Annotated in this window: 17 protein-coding genes and 1 rRNA gene; 4 read left to right on the plus strand and 14 right to left on the minus strand. The window is 66.5% G+C overall.

From position 1 onward, the window contains the following. The 3 genes from FOS14_RS13490 to FOS14_RS13500 form a co-directional block, all read right to left on the minus strand. Positions 1–280, minus strand: a 16S ribosomal RNA gene (locus tag FOS14_RS13490); the annotation flags it as partial. 530 nt (positions 281–810) lie between these two features. Continuing rightward, a complete protein-coding gene (tyrS, locus tag FOS14_RS13495) occupies positions 811–2,079 on the minus strand; it encodes a tyrosine--tRNA ligase (RefSeq protein WP_143771313.1) in 1,269 nt (422 codons plus the stop codon). After that, entirely contained in the window at positions 2,076–2,756 is a 681-nt protein-coding gene (locus FOS14_RS13500; RefSeq protein ID WP_143771314.1) for a DNA-3-methyladenine glycosylase, read from the minus strand. The genes tyrS and FOS14_RS13500 overlap by 4 nt, the downstream gene beginning before the upstream one ends. Positions 2,757–2,863: 107 nt before the next feature. On the opposite strand from FOS14_RS13500, the gene FOS14_RS13505 reads away from it, so the two are divergent. From FOS14_RS13505 to FOS14_RS13515, 3 genes are read left to right on the plus strand one after another with little or no spacing between them, the layout of a single operon-like run. Then, positions 2,864–3,604, plus strand: a complete 741-nt coding sequence (locus FOS14_RS13505) for an ABC transporter ATP-binding protein (protein ID WP_143771315.1) — start codon at positions 2,864–2,866, stop codon at positions 3,602–3,604. Next, positions 3,601–4,362 (plus strand): ABC transporter permease, encoded by a 762-nt coding sequence (locus FOS14_RS13510; protein ID WP_143771316.1) that lies wholly within the window; start codon positions 3,601–3,603, stop codon positions 4,360–4,362. The genes FOS14_RS13505 and FOS14_RS13510 overlap by 4 nt, the downstream gene beginning before the upstream one ends. Then, positions 4,359–4,982, plus strand: coding sequence for a TetR family transcriptional regulator (locus FOS14_RS13515; RefSeq protein ID WP_143771317.1), 624 nt, complete (start codon positions 4,359–4,361; stop codon positions 4,980–4,982). Before FOS14_RS13510 ends, FOS14_RS13515 begins: the two co-directional genes overlap by 4 nt. Here FOS14_RS13515 and FOS14_RS13520 read toward each other — a convergent pair. The 10 genes from FOS14_RS13520 to argC form a co-directional block, all read right to left on the minus strand. Beyond that, complete coding sequence (locus tag FOS14_RS13520; RefSeq protein WP_143771318.1) at positions 4,943–5,161, minus strand: Trm112 family protein; 219 nt, start codon at positions 5,159–5,161, stop codon at positions 4,943–4,945. The two genes, FOS14_RS13515 and FOS14_RS13520, sit on opposite strands and share 40 nt — an antisense overlap. A gap of 13 nt (positions 5,162–5,174) precedes the next feature. Then, on the minus strand, positions 5,175–8,198 hold the full coding sequence (locus tag FOS14_RS13525) for an acyl-CoA synthetase (RefSeq protein WP_143771319.1): 3,024 nt from the start codon (positions 8,196–8,198) through the stop codon (positions 5,175–5,177). 39 nt (positions 8,199–8,237) lie between these two features. Next, a complete protein-coding gene (gene argH / locus FOS14_RS13530) occupies positions 8,238–9,650 on the minus strand; it encodes an argininosuccinate lyase (RefSeq protein ID WP_255450322.1) in 1,413 nt (470 codons plus the stop codon). Beyond that, complete coding sequence (locus FOS14_RS13535) at positions 9,647–10,864, minus strand: argininosuccinate synthase (protein ID WP_143771321.1); 1,218 nt, start codon at positions 10,862–10,864, stop codon at positions 9,647–9,649. Before FOS14_RS13535 ends, argH begins: the two co-directional genes overlap by 4 nt. Before the next feature lie 30 nt (positions 10,865–10,894). After that, positions 10,895–11,383, minus strand: a complete 489-nt coding sequence (locus tag FOS14_RS13540) for an arginine repressor (RefSeq protein ID WP_143771323.1) — start codon at positions 11,381–11,383, stop codon at positions 10,895–10,897. Continuing rightward, positions 11,380–12,312: an ornithine carbamoyltransferase gene (argF, locus tag FOS14_RS13545; RefSeq protein WP_143771325.1), complete on the minus strand. Its 933-nt coding sequence runs from the start codon at positions 12,310–12,312 to the stop codon at positions 11,380–11,382. The genes FOS14_RS13540 and argF overlap by 4 nt, the downstream gene beginning before the upstream one ends. Then, on the minus strand, positions 12,309–13,499 hold the full coding sequence (locus FOS14_RS13550; RefSeq protein WP_143771326.1) for an acetylornithine transaminase: 1,191 nt from the start codon (positions 13,497–13,499) through the stop codon (positions 12,309–12,311). The genes argF and FOS14_RS13550 overlap by 4 nt, the downstream gene beginning before the upstream one ends. Before the next feature lie 94 nt (positions 13,500–13,593). Further along, positions 13,594–14,487, minus strand: a complete 894-nt coding sequence (argB, locus tag FOS14_RS13555) for an acetylglutamate kinase (RefSeq protein ID WP_143771328.1) — start codon at positions 14,485–14,487, stop codon at positions 13,594–13,596. Next, complete coding sequence (gene argJ, locus FOS14_RS13560) at positions 14,484–15,683, minus strand: bifunctional glutamate N-acetyltransferase/amino-acid acetyltransferase ArgJ (RefSeq protein WP_143771330.1); 1,200 nt, start codon at positions 15,681–15,683, stop codon at positions 14,484–14,486. Before argJ ends, argB begins: the two co-directional genes overlap by 4 nt. Further along, complete coding sequence (gene argC / locus FOS14_RS13565) at positions 15,680–16,732, minus strand: N-acetyl-gamma-glutamyl-phosphate reductase (protein ID WP_143771332.1); 1,053 nt, start codon at positions 16,730–16,732, stop codon at positions 15,680–15,682. The genes argJ and argC overlap by 4 nt, the downstream gene beginning before the upstream one ends. Positions 16,733–16,776: 44 nt before the next feature. Here argC and FOS14_RS13570 point away from each other — a divergent pair, with 44 nt between their 5' ends. Continuing rightward, positions 16,777–17,637 carry an SGNH/GDSL hydrolase family protein gene (locus tag FOS14_RS13570; RefSeq protein WP_143771334.1) on the plus strand — a complete coding sequence of 287 codons (861 nt, stop codon included), beginning with the start codon at positions 16,777–16,779 and terminating at the stop codon, positions 17,635–17,637. Between the two features lie 50 nt (positions 17,638–17,687). On the opposite strand, the gene FOS14_RS13575 is transcribed toward FOS14_RS13570, so the two are convergent. After that, positions 17,688–18,719 carry a hypothetical protein gene (locus FOS14_RS13575; protein WP_143771336.1) on the minus strand — a complete coding sequence of 344 codons (1,032 nt, stop codon included), beginning with the start codon at positions 18,717–18,719 and terminating at the stop codon, positions 17,688–17,690. Between the last annotated feature and the right edge of the window lie 7 nt (positions 18,720–18,726).

The raw sequence follows: 18,726 nt of genomic DNA on the forward strand, positions 1-18,726 counted from the left end.
TACCCGTCGTCGCCTTGGTAGGCCATTACCCCACCAACAAGCTGATAGGCCGCGGGCCCATCCCACACCGATAAATCTTTCCACCACAGAACATGCATCCCATGGTCCTATCCGGTATTAGACCCAGTTTCCCAGGCTTATCCCGAAGTGCAGGGCAGATCACCCACGTGTTACTCACCCGTTCGCCACTCGTGTACCCCGAAAGGCCTTACCGTTCGACTTGCATGTGTTAAGCACGCCGCCAGCGTTCGTCCTGAGCCAGGATCAAACTCTCCGTTGAAAACTCACAACCACACCCCACAGGGCGCAATCAGAACAAACGAGAGAAACAATCCACTCGAAAAAACGCTGACCAAAAAACAATTTCAGCCAGCAAAAACCCACCCCCCAAAGACAGGGAAAAAAAGGAGGGCAGGCACAAAAACAAATTTGGCACTGACATTCATCGACACACTATCGAGTTCTCAAACAACACACACCACCAACACCACCAGGCATCAACAGTGCAACCCCACCACAGTACATCAGCCTCGACGCGATGTCGAAGCCCAGCACTTCCGGAGGGCAAGCCACAGCGGAATCACTTCCGCCTGAGCTCGGATCTTCGAGCAAACTCGTCCGACCTCGTCTCCCGGGCTTGCGCTCCGGGTCGGCGTCCGTGTCGCTCTGACTCGAAGAAAACTACGCGCCCGAACCTCGCTCGTCAAATCCGCAGTTCACCGGCGTAATTAGGCGGAAACACGCAGGTAACCGGCACCGGCGTGCAGGGCCATCGCCGGTGAATCACATCGATGTGATTCGGTTCACTTCTCAGTGGCGCCGAGCTCCGGCGAAGTTGCGCTTCCCGCGCCGCAGCACCAACCACCTGCCGTGCAGAAAATCCGTCGCTCCCGGCGTCCAAGCCTCATCGCTGATCCGCTGGTTGTTGACCGAAGCCCCGCCCTCCTTCACGGTCCGGCGCGCAGCGGCCCGGCTTTCGCACAGGCCCGTGGACACCAACAGATCGACCACCGTCGGCGATTCCGAATCCGGCAGTTCAGTGATCGACGCCTCGGCCAACGCCGCGGCAAGCGTCGGCTCGTCCAAGGCCGTCAGGTCATCGCGGCCGAACAGCGCTCGGCTGGCGTGCTCCACCGCGCGAGTATTGGCCTCGCCGTGAACGAGATTCGTCATTTCCGCGGCGAGTCGGCGTTGCGCTTCCCGGGCCTGCGGGCGCTCCTCGGTCGCCTTGGCAAGGTCGAGCAGTTCGTCAGGAGGCAAGAACGTGAACCACTGCAAGTACCGCATCACGTCGGCGTCTGCGGTGTTGACGAAGTACTGGTACCAGGCGTACGGCGAGGTCATCTCGGGATCGAGCCACAGGCTGCCACCGCCCGTGGACTTGCCGAACTTCTTGCCGTCCGACGAGGTCACCAGCGGCACCGTCAGCGCGTGCACATGCGCGCCGTCCACCCGGCGGTTCAGCTCCACCCCGGCAATGATGTTGCCCCACTGATCCGAACCGCCGACCTGCAGCGTGCAGCCGTAGGCGCGCCGCAGATGCAGAAAGTCGTTGGCTTGCAACAGCATGTAGCTGAATTCGGTGTACGAGATACCGTCGGATTCGAGGCGACGCCGAACCGTGTCGCGCGCCAGCATCACGTTGACGGAGAAGTGCTTGCCGACGTCACGCAGAAACTCGATGGCACCGAGCCCCGCCGTCCAGTCGAGGTTGTTGACGATTCGCGCGTCGGTCGGCCCGTCGCCCAGATCGACGAAGCGCTCCAGCTGAGAGCGAATTCGCTGCGCCCACGCCGCGACGGTGTCCGCCGAGTTCATCGTTCGTTCCCCGACGTCGCGGGGATCGCCGATCATCCCCGTCGCACCACCGGCCAGGACAAGGGGCCGATGCCCGGCCCGCTGGAATCTGCGCAGTGCCAGCAACGGGACGAGATGACCGGCGTGCAAGCTCGGAGCGGTCGGGTCGAACCCGGCATAGAGAGTCAGCGGTCCGGACTCGGTCGTCTGGCGCAACTCGTCCAGGTCGGTGGATTGTGCGATCAGCCCGCGCCAGGTCAACTCGTCGATGATGCCGTTCACTCGGCCAATCTTTCCGCACCCCGATTGGCGTCCGGGTCCGGACCCGCGACCCGCGCACGGGGACGCTCACTCGGGCCCGCACCACCGGCGCGCGGGCTGCGCCGATATGCCGAAACCGCCGGAGATTCCGGCAGCCACAACCGCCACGGCCGGTCGTGGGCGGTGCTCACGCCGACGCGCGGTCCACTCGCCCATACCTGTTCGTCGGCCAGCGCCAGCCGCACAGCCGAGTCCGGCTCGAAGAGTCGAGTCCCGTAGTCCGCCATCGTGATTCCCAGTGCCGCGCCGAGATTTCCCGGGCCGCGCGCCAAGTCCGCCGGGCGCCGCGCTGTCGGACGGCGCGATGCGGCGAGTTCCTCGCCATCGATGACCTCACCAGCACGAATGAGAACCGCTCCGGCGACACCGTCCGGCCCGCACGTCACGTTGACGCAGGTGTGCATGCCGTAGCTGAGATACACATACAGCGAGCCAGCGGGACCGAACATCACCGCATTGCGCTTGGTTGGGCCAGGGTACGAATGCGCTGCCGGATCCGGCCACGGCCCGTCCGGGTCAGATCCGTACGCCTCCACCTCGACGACCCGTACTGACACGCCGTGGCCAGACAATGTCGCACCGAGCAATCGGGCGGCGGCACGCGGCGGATCGAGTGCGGCAAGTTCGTCGACGGACACCTGCCTATTGTGCCGACTCGCCTGTTGACGACGCCCACGGCGAGGGTTATAAATTCACTATCCGATGAGTTCATCAGTCGATGAATTCCTAGACCGTGGAGGTCTCGATGCCCGTCATTGGATCTGTCACCGCCGTCGACGTTCGCGGTCTGAACGTGCGTCGTGGAAAGAACCACGTGCTGAACGACATCAATCTCACTGTCACCGAGGGATCCATCACCGGCCTGCTCGGACCGTCGGGATGCGGAAAAACGACGCTGATGCGCAGCCTGGTCGGCACCCAGATCGTGGCATCGGGGACCGTCACGGTGCTCGGTCAGCCAGCCGGCTCCGCCGCGTTGCGCCGGCGCGTTGGCTATGTCACCCAGTCCCCCAGCATCTACAACGACCTGTCCGTACGCGACAACGTCACCTACTTTGCGGCGCTTTACGGACGTCCCCGCAGTGCGGTCCAAGAGGCGATCGACTCGGTCGGCCTCGGCGAACGGGCCGAGCAGCGCGGCGATGCACTCTCCGGCGGGCAACGCACCCGCGTGTCCCTGGGCTGCGCGCTGGTGGCGGATCCGGCGCTGCTGATCCTCGACGAGCCGACGGTCGGCCTCGACCCGGTATTGCGCGCGGACCTGTGGGATCGGTTCGCCGCGATGGCCAGATCGGGCCGCACCCTCGTGGTCTCCAGTCACGTGATGGACGAGGCCGAGCACTGTGACCAATTGCTGCTGATGCGCGACGGACACCTGCTCGCGCAGTTGAGCCCAGCCGAATTACGCTGCCGCACGCGCGAATCCAGCCTCGAGGACGCATTTCTGGCCTTGATCAGGAGCACCGAAAGCGAGCACGCGGCATGACCACCCTCACCACGACGCGCTACACCGCCACGAGCGTGCGCGTACTCCGCCAGTTGCGCTCCGACCGCCGGACGGTCGCCATGATCGTCGTCGTTCCGTCGGCGCTGATGGCCCTGCTGTATTTCGTCTACCAGAACTGGCCGACCATGCCCGGCCAGCCATCGCTGTTCGACCGGATCGGCATCAGCATGCTGGGCATCCTGCCCTTCGTGGTGATGTTCCTGATCACGGCTATCGCAATGCAGCGTGAGCGAAGTTCGGGAACTCTGGAACGACTGATGACCACTCCACTGTCCAAGCTGGATCTGTTGGGCGGTTACGGCACCGCCTTCTCGGTGGCCGCGATCGTGCAGGCAACGGTGGCCTGCGTGGTCAGCTTCGGGTTGCTCGGGCTCGACTCCGTGGGCAGCCCGGCGTGGATCGTCCTGGTGGCTGTCGTCGACGCGACTCTCGGTGTGGCGCTCGGGCTGTTGTGCAGCGCGTTCGCGCAGACCGAGTTTCAGGCCGTGCAGTTCATGCCGGTCATCGTGTTGCCGCAGCTCTTTCTGTGTGGCCTGCTGGTGCCGCGCGGTCAATTGCCGGACTGGCTCGAATGGATAAGCAACGTCTTGCCGTTGAGTTACGCGGTCGATGCGCTGCAACAGGTCTCGGATCAGGGTGCGACCGCACAGATGTGGCGTGACCTCGTCATAGTCGCGGTGTTCGCGGTGGTCGCGCTCGGTTTGGGCGCGGCGACGCTGCGACGCCGGACGCCATGATCAAGGCACAGCCCGTGCGCGCGAGGTCAGGACGCCGGCCCGGGCAACCCGCAACTCGGGAGGCAATTCTCGCCGCCGCACGGAGTCGATTCGCCGAGGTTGGCTATGACAAGGCGTCGATCAGATCGATCGCGAGCGGTGCGGGGGTCGATTCGGCGCTGGTGCATCACTATTTCGGCACCAAGCGGAACCTTTTCATTGCGGTTGCGCGGATACCGGTGAACCCGGAAACGGTCCTCGCAGCACTGCAGGGCGCGCCCGTCGACGAACTCGGCGCGACGATCGTGCGGACGGTTGTCGGGGTGTGGGATTCACCCGCCGGCGCGGGACTCGTCGCGGCCTTGCGTGGGGTCATGGCGGGCGGTCAGGAATCGCTGATCCGCAGCTTTCTCCTCGACATCGCCCTCAAGAACGTGGGTGAACGCGTCGACGACCCACCCGGCTCGGGTCGGACCCGGGTGGCGTTGGTCGCCTCGCAAATGGTCGGCCTGCTCGCCGCGCGCAAGATCCTCGAGGTGGAACCGCTGGCGTCGATGCCGCTCGATGAGGTTGTCGACCACATCGGCCCGACGCTGCAGCGCTACTTGACCGGCCCCCTCCCGCGGGCCAGCAAGGCCTGATGCTCGGTCTCATCGACCTCGCGCGCCTCGTCGATCAGCAGGACCGGGATGCCGTTCTCGATCGGATACGCCAGCCGGAGCCGCGGGTTGTACAGCACCTCGTCGGCCACATAAATCAGTGGCCCCTTGTCCTTCGGGCACGCCAGGATGGCGAGCAGGTCGTCGTCGATCGAAGACATAAATTCTCCTGGGTCAGGCCGGGCCGTCGAGGAAATCGTTGCGGACGGCGTCGGTCAGCACCTGATAGGTCTGCGATTCGTTGTCGAAGTACCAACTGCGGTAGCCCGGCTGTGGCACACCCTCCTCGCGCAGTGACGACGCACTGGGCCGGAACGACGGACTGACGGGAATGTCATCGACGATCTGCACAAAGTCCGGGCGCTGGTCGAGCGAGACTCGGCGCATCGCATCGGTGATCACGTCCACTGACAATTCGGTACCCTCACGCAGCGTCAGCGCCACCACGGCGGCCTTGTGATCCTGCACGTCGACGCCATACACGACAGCCAGATCGACCTGCCCGATGGTGTCGAGAGCATCGACCACCGGCTGGGCATATACCGGTCCGTGCGGCGTGATCACCACGGAACGCTGGAAATCGACCAGCCAGTAATCGCCGTCGGCGTCGCGCCGGAACAATCCTTGCGTCGACGTCCACGAGTCGCCCTGAGCGAACACGCCGCGTAGGAAACCGGTGCCGTTACTGATGTCGATATTCGCCGACACCCGCCCCAGCAGCAGCCCGACCTCACCGTCTTCGCAGCGGCGGACGAAACCGTCGGGATCCTCGATCAGCCGGCCGGTGACCGGATCGTAGGCGGCCAACTCGATCGGCGCGGTACCGGGAACGGGTCGGCCCTTGCAGCCGATCTTCGTGCCGGCGACGTTGGCCAGCACCACGTCACCCTCGGTGGAGGCATAGAACTCCAGGACCCGCGCCGGCGCGAACTTCTCGATGGTCTGCTGCCACAGCCCCACCGGCATACCGGAGCCGATGAACAACCGAATCGGATGGCCCTGCGGCATGACGAATCCCGGCGCGTCGAGCACCTCCCGCATCATCGTCCAGGTGTAGGTCACGACGCTCACGCCGTAGCGCTCGACTTCTTCGGCGAAACGCGCCGGGTCCAGTTCGCGCGCCAGCGCGATGCGCGAACCACCCGCTACGGCGCCGCCGAGGCTCACCAGCAGACCGGACGAATGATGCAGCGGCGCAAGGCAGTAGACGGTGTCGTTGCGATCGAGGTCGGCGGCCGAGGCGGTGCCGAAGGCCGATACGGCCCACCGGTAGTTGGTGATGTACTTCGCCTCGAGGCGGCGCCCGAGGCCGCTGACGAGGATGAAAGCGAGCTCGCGCGCCCGGCCCGGGTTCGGGCGATACCAGCCCGGCAACCGGACCGCGTGCGGATCGATCTGTTCGAGGTCGATGATGTCCTCGCCGATCTCGACCTCGAGCGCGCGCGACTCACCACCACCGAGGACCAGCACCCGCTTACCGGTGGCGGCGACCTCCTTCAGGTTGTCCGGGTCGGTCACCACGGTGTCGATCTCGGTCAGGTCTATCGCGGCGGCCAGGTCGCTGCCGGGCGAGAGCAGCACGGCCACGGCGCCGAGTCGCGACAATGCTGCGACGGTGACCAGCGCACTCGGGCGGGTTTCCATCAGCACACCGATCCGCACGGCGGGGCGGACGCCCACCTCGATCAGGCCGCGGACCACGTTGTCGATACGGGTGTTGACGGCGGCGTTGGTGTGCACCCGGTCGTCGAAGAGGAAGCACTCACCCACCGGCGCCCGCCGGCCCTGCTCGGCCAGCAGGCTGCCGAGCGAAATTCTGGTGTGCGGCTGAATCTGACCCAACCGGGACAATCTCGGCAATGCGCGCGCAGCCTCACCCGAAAGCTCGACCGTGCCGCGCATGGCGTTATTGGCAAGCCCCATCAGTTCCCGCCCGACACCCGCGCCGACCTCGACGACCGAGGCGGCCGTGTGCGCGATACGCGCAGCGGCAGTGACGCCCGACTCCGAGGTGGGCTCCTGGTACTCCATCGGATGCACGATTTCCGGCTGCGGACCCTCGTCCTCGCGCCACTTGACCCAGTCGGCGACGGCGGGCCAGGTCTGCCGGGCGGCCGACGATCCCACGACCAGGCCGAAGTGCCCCGCACGCAGCGTGACCTCGTACACGTCGGCGTGCGGTGCCGCGCGGCGGATACCGCGCACGGCCACCGGTTGCCCGATGTCGTCCACCTCGCCGACGAAAGACAGTATCGGGCAGGTGATTTCGGCAAGCGAGACGACCTGGTCGTTGATGATGAACCCGCCCGACATCATCCGGTTGTGCACGACGAACTGCTTGAGCACGTCGGCCACCGCGGGTCCGGACCACGGCACGAAACCCTCGCCCATGAGGAATCGGCGCTGTTGCTCGCGGGGCAACAGCGCCTCACGGTCGTGCAGCTGGCGGACGAAGTCGATCCGCGACTTGAGAGTCTTGACCGGGTCGAGCAACTGGAAGCCGGTGGCGGCCATCCGGTCGGTGATCGGAATCCGGTTGAACACGTGGTCGGCCAGGAACCCGGCGCTGCGGGTCGCAAAGCCGGCGGGGAGCCCGAGGGGCAACCCAGCGACCAGGTCCACCGGGCTGCCGAACGTCACCAGGCTCGCCAGGTTCTTGCTGCGCCGGTACGCGGCCGACTGGTAGCAGAACATGCCGCCTTGCGAGTAGCCGCCCAAATGCACGTCGCGTCCGGTGTAGCGGCGGATGGTGTCGACGATCTCGCTGACCGCGACGACGTGGTCGGCGAGATTGCGGTCGAGGCCGCCTTCCTCGGTGGCGGGCGAGCCGAAGTCGACGACCAGCGGATCGATGCCGTGCTCGTGCAGAATCGTTACCGCACTGGATGTTTGGGTGACGTCGTAGACATCGGCGGACAGCATCATCGGGGGGACCAGCACCAGCGGCGGGCGCTCGCCGGGCGCGACGTCCGGGAAGTAGCGGCGCAGCCGGTACATCGGCTTGCGCTCGATGATCTCGAACGGGGCGGGCACCCGACCGGTCTCCAGGCCGCCGTAGCGCATCACCTCGAGTCCGTTCTGGGCGGTGGCCACCAGCCGCTGCAGCGGACCGATTAACGACGTTGCTTTGATCTCCACCAGACACTCCCGCCCACGCACATCCACTGCGATTTCACCGCCTGGGTAGAAGCTTCCCATATCCGCGCCTTACGGCCGCGCGGATATGGGTTGTATTGGTTACGCCAACCAGCTTCGCAGTTGCTCGGCACGCTCGGTGACACCGGCGAGTTGCTTGGCGACCTGCACGCCGGCCGTGCCGCCATGGGCGTCGCGGGAGGCGATCGACCCGGAAACCGTGAGCACCTCGCGAACCTGCGGCGTCAGGGCCGGGCTGATGCCGGCCAGCTCTGCATCGGTCAACTCGTCGAGCCCGACACCGCGGGATTCGGCCAATCGCACGCAGGCACCCGCGGATTCGTGCGCGACTCGGAACGGAATCCCTTGCCGCACCAGCCATTCAGCGATGTCGGTGGCCAGCGTGAAGCCTGCGGGAGCCAGCGCAGCCATCCGGTCGGTGTGGAAGGTGAGAGTCGAGACGAGGCCGGCGATGGCGGGCAGCAGCAATTCCAGCTGGGCCACCGAATCGAAGACCGGCTCCTTGTCCTCCTGCAGGTCGCGGTTGTAGGCGAGCGGCTGGGCCTTGAGCGTGGCCAGCAGACCCGTCAGGTTGCCGATGAGTCGGCCGGCCTTCCCGCGGGTCAGCTCCGAGACGTCCGGGTTCTTCTTCTGCGGCATGATCGACGAGCCGGTCGACCACGCGTCGGCAAGCGTGATGTAGCCGAATTCCGCTGTGCTCCAGAGGATTATTTCCTCGGCCAGCCGGCTCAGATCGACCGCGATCATGGCGAGGACGAATGCGGCCTCGGCGGCGAAGTCGCGCGCCGAGGTGGCGTCGATCGAGTTCTCCGCGGCGGCGTCGAACCCGAGGTCGGCGGCAATGGCGTCGGGATCCAGGCCGAGCGACGATCCGGCCAGCGCGCCGGAGCCGTACGGCGAGACTGCGGCGCGCCGGTCGACGTCCTGCAACCGGTCGATGTCGCGCAGCAGCGGGTGCGCGTGGGCGAGCAGGTGGTGTGCCAACAGCACCGGTTGGGCGGCCTGCAGGTGGGTCTTGCCCGGCATGACGGCGTCGGGATGCGCGGCCGCCTGGCCGACCAATGCGTCGACGACGTCGAGAACACCGGCGCCGACCCGGCGAATCGCGTCGCGCAGCCACATTCGAAACAGCGTGGCCACCTGATCGTTGCGGGAACGACCGGCGCGCAGTCGTCCGCCGAGCTCGGCGCCGACGCGCTCGATGAGCCCGCGCTCCAACGCACCGTGCACGTCTTCGTCCGATTCGGCCGGCGCGAACGCGCCACTGGCGACATCAGCGGCGAGCTGGTCGAGACCGGCCAGCATCGCCGCGAGGTCCGTATCGGTGAGCAGTCCCGCGCGGTTGAGTACGCGGGCGTGTGCCTTGGATGCGCGAATGTCGTACGGCGCCAACGCCCAGTCGAAGTGGGTCGACTTGCTCAGCGCGGCCATCGCCTCGGCAGGTCCGCTGGCGAACCGCCCGCCCCACAAGGCTCCTGCAACGGTGCCGCTCAACTGCCCGTGACCCCGCTGATGCCTTGGTCGCGCTTGGCGGCCACCTTCGATGACAAACCGTGGATCTGCACGAATCCGCGCGCCAACGACTGATCGAACGTGTCGCCCTCGTCGTAGGTGGCCAGGTTGAAGTCGTACAGCGAGTGCTCGCTGCGCCGGCCCGTCACCACGGCGTTGCCCCCGTGCAGGGTGAGGCGGATGTCGCCGGTGACGTGCTGCTGCGTTTCGGCCAGGAAGGCGTCGAGGGCGTACTTGAGCGGCGAGAACCACAGGCCGTCGTAAACGAGTTCACCCCAGCGCTGCTCGACGACCCGCTTGAACCGGGCCAGCTCACGCTCGATGGTGACGTTCTCGAGCTCGCGATGCGCGGTGATCAGTGTCATGGCGCCTGGCGCCTCGTACACCTCGCGGCTCTTGATGCCGACGAGGCGGTCTTCGACCATGTCGATGCGGCCGACGCCGTGCCGGCCGGCCCGCCGGTTGAGCTGCTGGATCGCCTCGAGGACGGTGACGTGCTTGCCGTCGATCGCGACCGGCTTGCCCTTTTCGAAGGTGATGATCAGCTCGTCGGGGGCCTGCCAGTTGAGGGTGGGGTCGTCGGTGTAGTCGTAGACGTCCTTGGTGGGCTCGTTCCAGAGGTCCTCGAGGAACCCGGTTTCCACGGCCCGGCCCCAGACGTTCTGGTCGATGGAGAACGGCGACTTCTTGGTCACGTTGATGGGCAGGTTGTTCTCCTCGGCGAAGGCGATGGCCTTCTCCCGAGTCCAGGCGTAATCCCGCACCGGCGCAATTACTTTCAGGTCCGGAGCCAGTGCACCGATACCGACCTCGAAGCGCACCTGGTCGTTGCCCTTGCCCGTGCAGCCGTGCGCGACGGTGTTCGCACCGTGGTACTCGGCCGCCTCGACGAGGTGCTTGACGATCAGTGGCCGGCTGATGGCCGACACCAGCGGGTAGCGGTCCATGTACAGCGCGTTGGCCTGCACGGTGGGCAGGCAGTATTCGTCGGCGAATTCGTCGCGGGCGTCGATGACGATGGATTCGACGGCACCGCAGTCCAGCGCGCGCTGACGGACGACGTTCATGTCCTCGCCGCCCTGGCCGAGGTCGATCGCGACCGCGACCACTTCGGCGCCGGTCTCCTTGCCGATCCAGCTGATGGCAACCGAAGTGTCCAGTCCGCCCGAGTAGGCGAGGACGACGCGATCGGCCATGGTTATGTGCTCCTTACTGCTTGCGCCTGGTCAGGCGAGTTGTTCGATCTTGGCGGCGAGCTCTGCGCCGGTGGTTGGCTCGCGCGCGATCACCAGAATGGTGTCATCCCCCGCGATGGTGCCGACCACCTCGGGTAGGCAGGCCCGGTCGAGCGCGCTCGCCAGGTAGTGCGCCGCACCCGGCGGGGTGCGTAGTACGGCCAGGTTTGCGCTGGCGTCGGTGGACACCAGCAGTTCGCCCAACAGTCGGGCGAGCCGGTCGGTGCCGCCGGATACGCCGCGCACCGGGCTGCCGTCCTCCGGCACCACGTACACGCCGGTACCGCCGTCGGCTGCACGAAGTTTCACGGCACCGAGTTCCTCGAGGTCGCGCGATAGCGTCGCCTGCGTTGCCTCGATGCCTTCCGCCGCCAACAGCGCGGCCAGCTCGGTCTGGCTGCGGACGGGCTGGGCCGCGAGGATTTCCACGATGCGCGCCTGCCGGCCGGCCCGGGTGCGCGCCACCGGGCTGACGGTCATGACCCGCTCCGTTCGAGCAGCCAAGCCAGCAGCGCCTTCTGTGCATGCAGCCGGTTTTCGGCCTCGTCCCACACCACACTCTGCGGGCCGTCGATCACATCGTTGGTGATCTCCTCGCCGCGGTGCGCCGGCAGGCAATGCAGGACAACGGCGTTCGGGTCGGCTTTGGCCAGCAGCTGGGCGTTCACCTGGAAGGGCCGAAACGGACCGATGCGGTCGCGGCCGTCGTCCTCCTGCCCCATCGAGGTCCAGGTGTCCGTGACGACCGCGTCCGCGCCATCGACCGCGGCGACCGGGTCGGTGGTGACGGTCAGTGTCGCGCCGGTGTCGGATGCGCGGCGCCGGGCCGCCTCGATGACGTCCGGCGAAGGGATGAACCCTTCCGGTGCACCGATCGTGACGTCGACGCCCGCAGTGGCGCCACCGAGCAGCAGCGAGTGCGCCATGTTGTTGGCGCCGTCACCGAGGTAGGTCAGCTTGAGTCCGGCGAGCCTGCCCTTGTGTTCGGTCAGCGTCTGCAGGTCGGCGAGCACCTGGCAGGGGTGAAACTCGTCGGACAGCGCGTTGACGATGGGAATCGTTGCGCCAGCGGCCATGTCGATGAGCCGCTGCTGTTCGAAGGTGCGCCACACGATCGCGTCGACGTAACGCGACAGCACGGCGCCGGTGTCGTGCAGGGTTTCGTCGCGACCGAGTTGCGTAGTGCGGCCGTCGACCACCACCGCGTGCCCGCCGAGCTGAGCGATGCCGAGCTCGAAGGAAAACCGGGTGCGGGTGGAGTTTTTGTCGAAGATCACGCCCACCCCGCGTGGGCCCTCGAGCGGGCGCCGCGAGAACGGCGCCTTCTTGAGTTCGGCGGCCAATGCCAGGATTTCGGCCTGCTCGGCGGGGGTGACGTCGTCGTCGCGCAGGAAGTGTCGCACGGTCACTGGCCACCGCCTTGATCGAGGATGCCGGGTAGCGCGTTGACGAAACTTTCCGCCTGCGTCTCGGTGAGGATCAACGGCGGCGCGAGCCGGATCACGTTCGGGGCGGGCGCGTTGATGAGGAACCCGGCCTCCCGGGCAGCGGCCTCGACGGCGGGCGCGACATCGGCGGTCAGCACGATACCGAGCAGCAGGCCAGAACCGCGGACATGATCGACCAGCGGATGATGCAGACCCTCGATGGCGTCGGTGATGGTCTTGCCCAAAGCTGCTGCGTGGCTGACCAGGTCTTCCTCGGCAATGGTCCGCAACACCGCGAGCGCGGCGGCCGTGCACACCGGGTTACCGCCGAACGTGGTGCCGTGCAAGCCGGGCCCCAGCAGCTCGGCGGCTGGTCCGGCCGCGATGCAGGCGCCGATGGGCAGACCGCCGCCGAGGCCCTTCGCCAGCGTCATGACGTCCGGCACGATGCCCACCGCGTGGTGGGCGTAGAACCAGCCGGTGCGACCGATGCCGGTTTGCACCTCGTCGAGCACGAGCAGCGCGCCGTGGCGCGCGGTGATCTCCCGGGCCGCCGCCAGATAGCCCTCGGGCGGGACGATCACGCCGCTCTCCCCCATGATCGGCTCCAGAAACACTGCGGCAGTGTCGGAATCGACGGCCTCGTCGAGCGCTTGCACATCCCCGTAGGGAACATGCACGACGCCGGGCGGCATCGGCTCGAACGGTGCCCGCTTGGCGGGCTGGCCGGTCAGGGCAAGCGCGCCCATGGTGCGCCCGTGAAAGGCCTTCTCGGCGGCCACAATCTTGGGCCGGCCGGTGGCGCGGGCGATCTTGAACGCCGCCTCGTTGGCTTCGGCGCCGCTGTTGCAGAAGAACACTCGCGCCGTATGGGTGTCGGTGACACCGAAATGCGCGAGCAGCTGCTCGGCCAGCGCTATGGCCGGCTCGCTGGCATAGAGGTTCGAGACGTGCCCGAGCGTCGAAAGCTGTTGGGCCACCGCGTCGCGCACAGCTGGGTGAGCATGCCCGAGGACATTGACCGCGATACCACCGAGCAGGTCGAGGTACTGCTTGCCGTCCGCGTCGTAGACGACGGCGCCCTCACCGCGAACGAGCGCTACCTTGGGGACGCCATAGTTCGGCATGAGGGCGTCGGCCCAGCGGTGTTGCAGCTCTTCGGTATTCATGAGTCGAGGTCCTTTGTGAGCATCGCAGCGAGTACCGCAGCGCAGCGAGGAACGGAGCGAGGAGCGGAGCAAAGGACCGAGACGGGAAACAGAGTCATGAGTCGAGGTCCTTCAATACCACCATGGTCCCGATCCCTTCCCCGGTCAAAAGCTCCAGCAGCACCGAATGCGCTACCCGCCCGTCGATCACGTGCGCCGACGGCACCCCGGCGCGCACGGCCCGCAGGCAGGCTTCCATCTTCGGCACCATCCCGGCGTCGAGTGTCGGCAAAAGCACTTCCAGTGCGGCCGCATCGATCTTGGTCGTCAGCGACCCCCGATCGGGCCAATCGGTATACAGGCCTTCGACATCGGTGAGCACCACCAGCTTTTCGGCGCCGATCCCCTCCGCCAGCGCGGCGGCTGCGGTATCGGCGTTGATGTTGTGCACCACCCCGTCCGCGTCCGGTGCGATCCCGGTGACCACCGGAATGCGTCCCGCGGCAATGAGATCCAGGACGGCCGCGGGGTTCACCGTGGTCACGTCACCGACCAGGCCGATGTCGGTGGCCTGGCCGTCCACCTGCACCGTGCGCCGGGTCGCGGTGAACAGGTGCGCGTCCTCCCCGGAAATGCCGACGGCGTACGGGCCGTGCGCGTTGATCAAGCCGACCAGCTCGCGACCCACATGACCGAACAGCACCATCCGGACCACGTCCATCACCTCAGGCGTGGTCACCCGGAAGCCACCGCGGAATTCGCCTTGCAAGCCAAGACGATTCAGCATCGCGGTGATCTGCGGTCCGCCGCCGTGCACCACCACCGGGTGCACGCCGATGGTCCGCAGAAAGACCATGTCTGCGGCGAACGCCCGCTTGAGTTCGTCGTCGACCATCGCGTTGCCGCCGTATTTGATCACGACGATCTTGCCGTGGAACTTCTGCAGCCACGGCAGCGCTTCGGCGAGTACCTGCGCCTTCTCGGCCGCGGTCAGTTCACCGACGTTCATGAGCTGTACGCCGAGTTCTCTTCGACATAACCGTGCGACAGATCGGTGGTCCGGATCGTGGCCGCGGCGTCGCCGGCACCGAGGGTGATGTGCACGGCGATGTCGGACCCGCTCAGGTCCACCTCGCGCGCACCCGGCGCACCGACGCTGTCGATGCAGACCGGATTGCCGTTGAAGGATACCGAGATTCGTTCGGGATCCAGCTGCACCGGCGCCATGCCCACCGCGGCAAGCACGCGTCCCCAGTTGGGGTCCGAGCCGAACAGTGCTGTCTTGACCAGGCTGTCGCGCGCGACGACGCGGGCGGCGACCACGGCCTCGTCCTCACTGGCTGCCTCGGCGACGGTGACCTTGATCCGCTTGGTCACGCCCTCGGCGTCGGCCATCAACTGCTCGGCGAGGTCGTCACAGACCGCCAGCACGGCCGCCTCGAGCTCTTCTTGGGACGGCGTGACCCCGCTGGCGCCCGATGCCAGCAGCAAGACGGTGTCGTTGGTAGAGCAGGCGCCGTCGACGTCGAGTCGGTCGAAGGTGAGCCGAGTGGCGGCCCGCAGCGCCTTGTCGAGGCTGGCGGCATCCGCGACCGCGTCGGTGGTCAGCACGCACAACATCGTGGCCAGCGCGGGCGCGAGCATTCCCGCGCCCTTGGCCATGCCGCCGACGTTCCACTTGTCGTCGTGGTGAAACGCCGCCTCCTTGGGCACGGTGTCGGTGGTCATGATCGCGCGCGCCGCGTCGTCGCCACCGGTCAGACCGCCCGCGAGTTCGTGCACGATCTCGGTGATGCCCTTGCTGACCTTGTCCATCGGCAGCCGGTCCCCGATCAGACCGGTGGAGCACACCGCCACCTCACCTGCACCAGTTTCGGTACCCCAATTGCTCAGCGCTTCAGCAAGTTCCTCCGCGCTGCGATGGGTGTCCTGAAACCCGCCAGGGCCGGTGCACGCGTTGGCGCCGCCGGAGTTGAGCAGGACCGCACGAAGTTCCCCGGTACTCAGCACTTGCTGGGTCCACAGCACCGGCGCGGCCTTGATCTTGTTCGTCGTGAAGACACCCGCTGCCGGGTAGTCCGGCCCCTCGTTGAAGACGAGGGCCAAGTCCGGTTTTCCGTTGGCCTTGATGCCCGCCGCGATCCCCGCGGCCCGAAATCCCAACGGCGCGGTAACGCCCTGCGTGCGAACCAGTCTGCCGTTCATGGCGCCACCCCCACAGTCGACAGTCCCGCGGTCTCGGGCAACCCGAGCGCCAAATTCATGGATTGGATTGCGCCGCCGGCGGTTCCCTTGGTGAGGTTGTCGATCGCACACACCACCACCAACTGTTCGGCATCGGCGTCTACCGTCACGCCGAGCACCGCGGCATTGGAACCGACCACCGAACTGGTTTGCGGGAACACCCCTTCGGGCAGCACGTGGATGAAAGGCTCATCGACGTAGGCCTTTTCGTACACGGCCCGCGCTTCCTCGGCGCCAACCTTCGATGGCGCGGTACAGGTTGCGAGGATGCCGCGGGGCATAGGCGCGAGCACCGGCGTGAACGATACGGCCACCGTGGCATCGGTAAGCGTGCTCAGGTTCTGCTTGATCTCGGGCGTGTGCCGATGCGTGCCAACTCCGTACGCGCGCACCGAGCCCATTACCTCCGACGCGAGGAGGTTCGTCTTCAGCGACCGGCCCGCGCCCGAGGCGCCGCTGACGGCGACAACGGTGACGCGGGGCTCGATGATCCCGGCCGCAACCGCCGGTGCCAGCGCCAGAGTGGCCGCGGTCGGATAACAACCCGGCACCGCGATGCGAGTAGCGTCGCGCAACTTCTCGCGCGCGCCCGGTAGTTCCGGCAAACCGTAGGGCCAACTGCCCGCATGCTCGCTGCCGTAATAGCGCTGCCAGTCATCTGCACTGGTCAGCCGGAAATCGGCGCCGCAGTCGATGACCACCGTCGAATCGGGCAACTGTTCTGCAATCGTTGCCGAATTGCCGTGCGGTAGTGCCAAAAAGACGACATTCGCGGCGGCGAGCTCGGTTACCGTGGTCGGCGCCAAGACGCGGTCGGCAAGCGGCAGGAGGTGCGGATGATGCTCGCCGAGAGTGCTGCCGGCATTACCCCCAGCGGTCAACGCGGCGATCTCCATCCTTCCGTCCCGGTAGGCGGGGTGATCGAGCAGCAAACGCAGGATCTCACCACCGGCGTACCCGCTGGCACCGGCGACCGCCACGCGCCAGGCCGCGCCCTTCGTTTCCACCATGTGATGATTATGCACCATCGTGCAACTACATTCAGGAGTAGGGCATGAGAATCGCCGGACTGGCCACCATTGCGGCGCTCGCGACCACGGCTTTGCTCCTCGCGGGCGTGGCCGGCGCCGCGCCCGGAGACAAGTATGTCGCACTCGGCGACTCCTACACAGCGGCGCCGGGATTACTTCGCCCGGCGGCGGGCGCCCCGCTGCTGTGCACGCAGTCCGCTATCAACTATCCGCACCTGGTGGCCCAGCAACTCGGGCTGACGCTCAAGGACGTCAGCTGCGCCTCGGCCACCACCGCTGACCTGTCGAAGTCGCAATACCCCCTGGTTCCGCCGCAATTCAACGCACTGACTCCCGACACCAAGGTGGTGACCGTCGGCATCGGCGGCAACGACGGCAACACCTTCATGGACATGGTCATCGAGTGCACTGTGCTCAACGCGGCATCGATCATCGACAAGGGCGCGCCGTGCAAAGCGGTCAACGGCTCGAAATTCTCGGACACGATAGCTGCGGACGCGCCGAACATCGGCGCGGCGATACATCAGATTCACGTCCTGTCGCCGGCAGCCAAGGTGTTCGTCGTCGGCTATCCCGACGTGCTGCCGCAAAGCGGCCGCTGCTACCCGCAGATCACTCTGACCAGCGCGGACATGGCCTACGCCAACGGGATCGAGCTGCAGCTCAACCAGGTGCTGCACGATCAGGCCGCGGCCAACGGCGCCACCTACGTCGACCTCTACACGCCCAGCATCGGCCACGACGCGTGCAAGTCCCGCACCGTGCGCTGGGTTGAGCCGCCCGTGATGGGCCACCTCAACGCGACCCCGGCACACCCGAACGCCGCCGGTCAGGCCGCCGCAGCGCAGACCGTGGCGGCCGCGATTCAGTCGGGCGGCGCCTAGCGGCTGGCCGAGTTCATGGCTGCGGAGGCGTTTGCCGAGTAGTCGAGTGCCTAGCCATGATCTCGGGCGCTAGCCAGCAGAGTTAGCGTGCGCTCCGAGCGGAAGAACGGCGCCAGCCGCTCGCGCACCAAACCCGCCAGCACCCCGTTCGCCTTGGCCGCTTCGAGAATCTCCGGCGCATACCGGGAAATCTCGGCCGCCACCGTCTCACCGTCGAGGCCGATCTCCGGCAGCAGCTCCGCCACCCTGCGATGCCCGTAGTGATCGAAGAACGCGTCGATGCCTTCGTCGATCATCTCGGCGAGGTAGTCGGTGTTGCGGGCGTGTTCGACGATGGCGTAGATGGTGACGATCAGGTCGCGTAGTTCGGCCTGTGAGAGGTAGTCACGCAGCCCACTCACCGGCTCGTCGGCGTGCAGGTCCCAGATTTCCATGGCCGCGCCGTGCAGCGGAGCATCCCGGATCAGCTCCTTGATCGCGTTGTTTGTTCGGCGCAAGGCAAATTGCGCGCTGCGACCGGCCAGGTCACCGAGAAAGTGGCGCTCCTCCGTGGACCGCATCCGCGCGGCGGCCCGCTGACCCATGGACAACACCGAGGCGACCCCAGGGACCCGCTCGGCGCGTTCCCGGCTGGACTGCATGAAATCGGTGACAAGTTTGTTCACAAAGCGCGAGGCCACGTTGGCCACCAGCGGGCTCTCGGTCAACCGCTCCAACAGCAGGTCGTGCAAGGTGTGCATCTCGAGAAACTTCTGCACGAGGTCGGAGACCGAGTCGCGATCGATCACGTCGCCCAGGTGATGTTTCTCGTTCGCCGAAGCGTCGTAGACCGCATCGGCGAAGATCGCCACCATGTCCTCGACCATCGCACTGCCGCCGATTCGGTCGACGGCGACCCGGGCTGTCTGCTTGACCGCAGTCACGTCGATGACGTCGCTGACGATCATCGTGTCCGCAACGGCCAGGACATCGACCGTGATTTCCGAGATCACCTCGTGCAACCGGTCGCCGCTCAGTTCGTCGAGGATGAACTCGACCTGCGCATCGAGGAGTTGCTCAGCCAGCGCGTCCGGAGTGGTCATCGACAAG

Source organism: Skermania sp. ID1734, from assembly GCF_007489285.1.
In the GTDB taxonomy this organism is placed as follows: Bacteria; Actinomycetota; Actinomycetes; order Mycobacteriales; family Mycobacteriaceae; genus ID1734.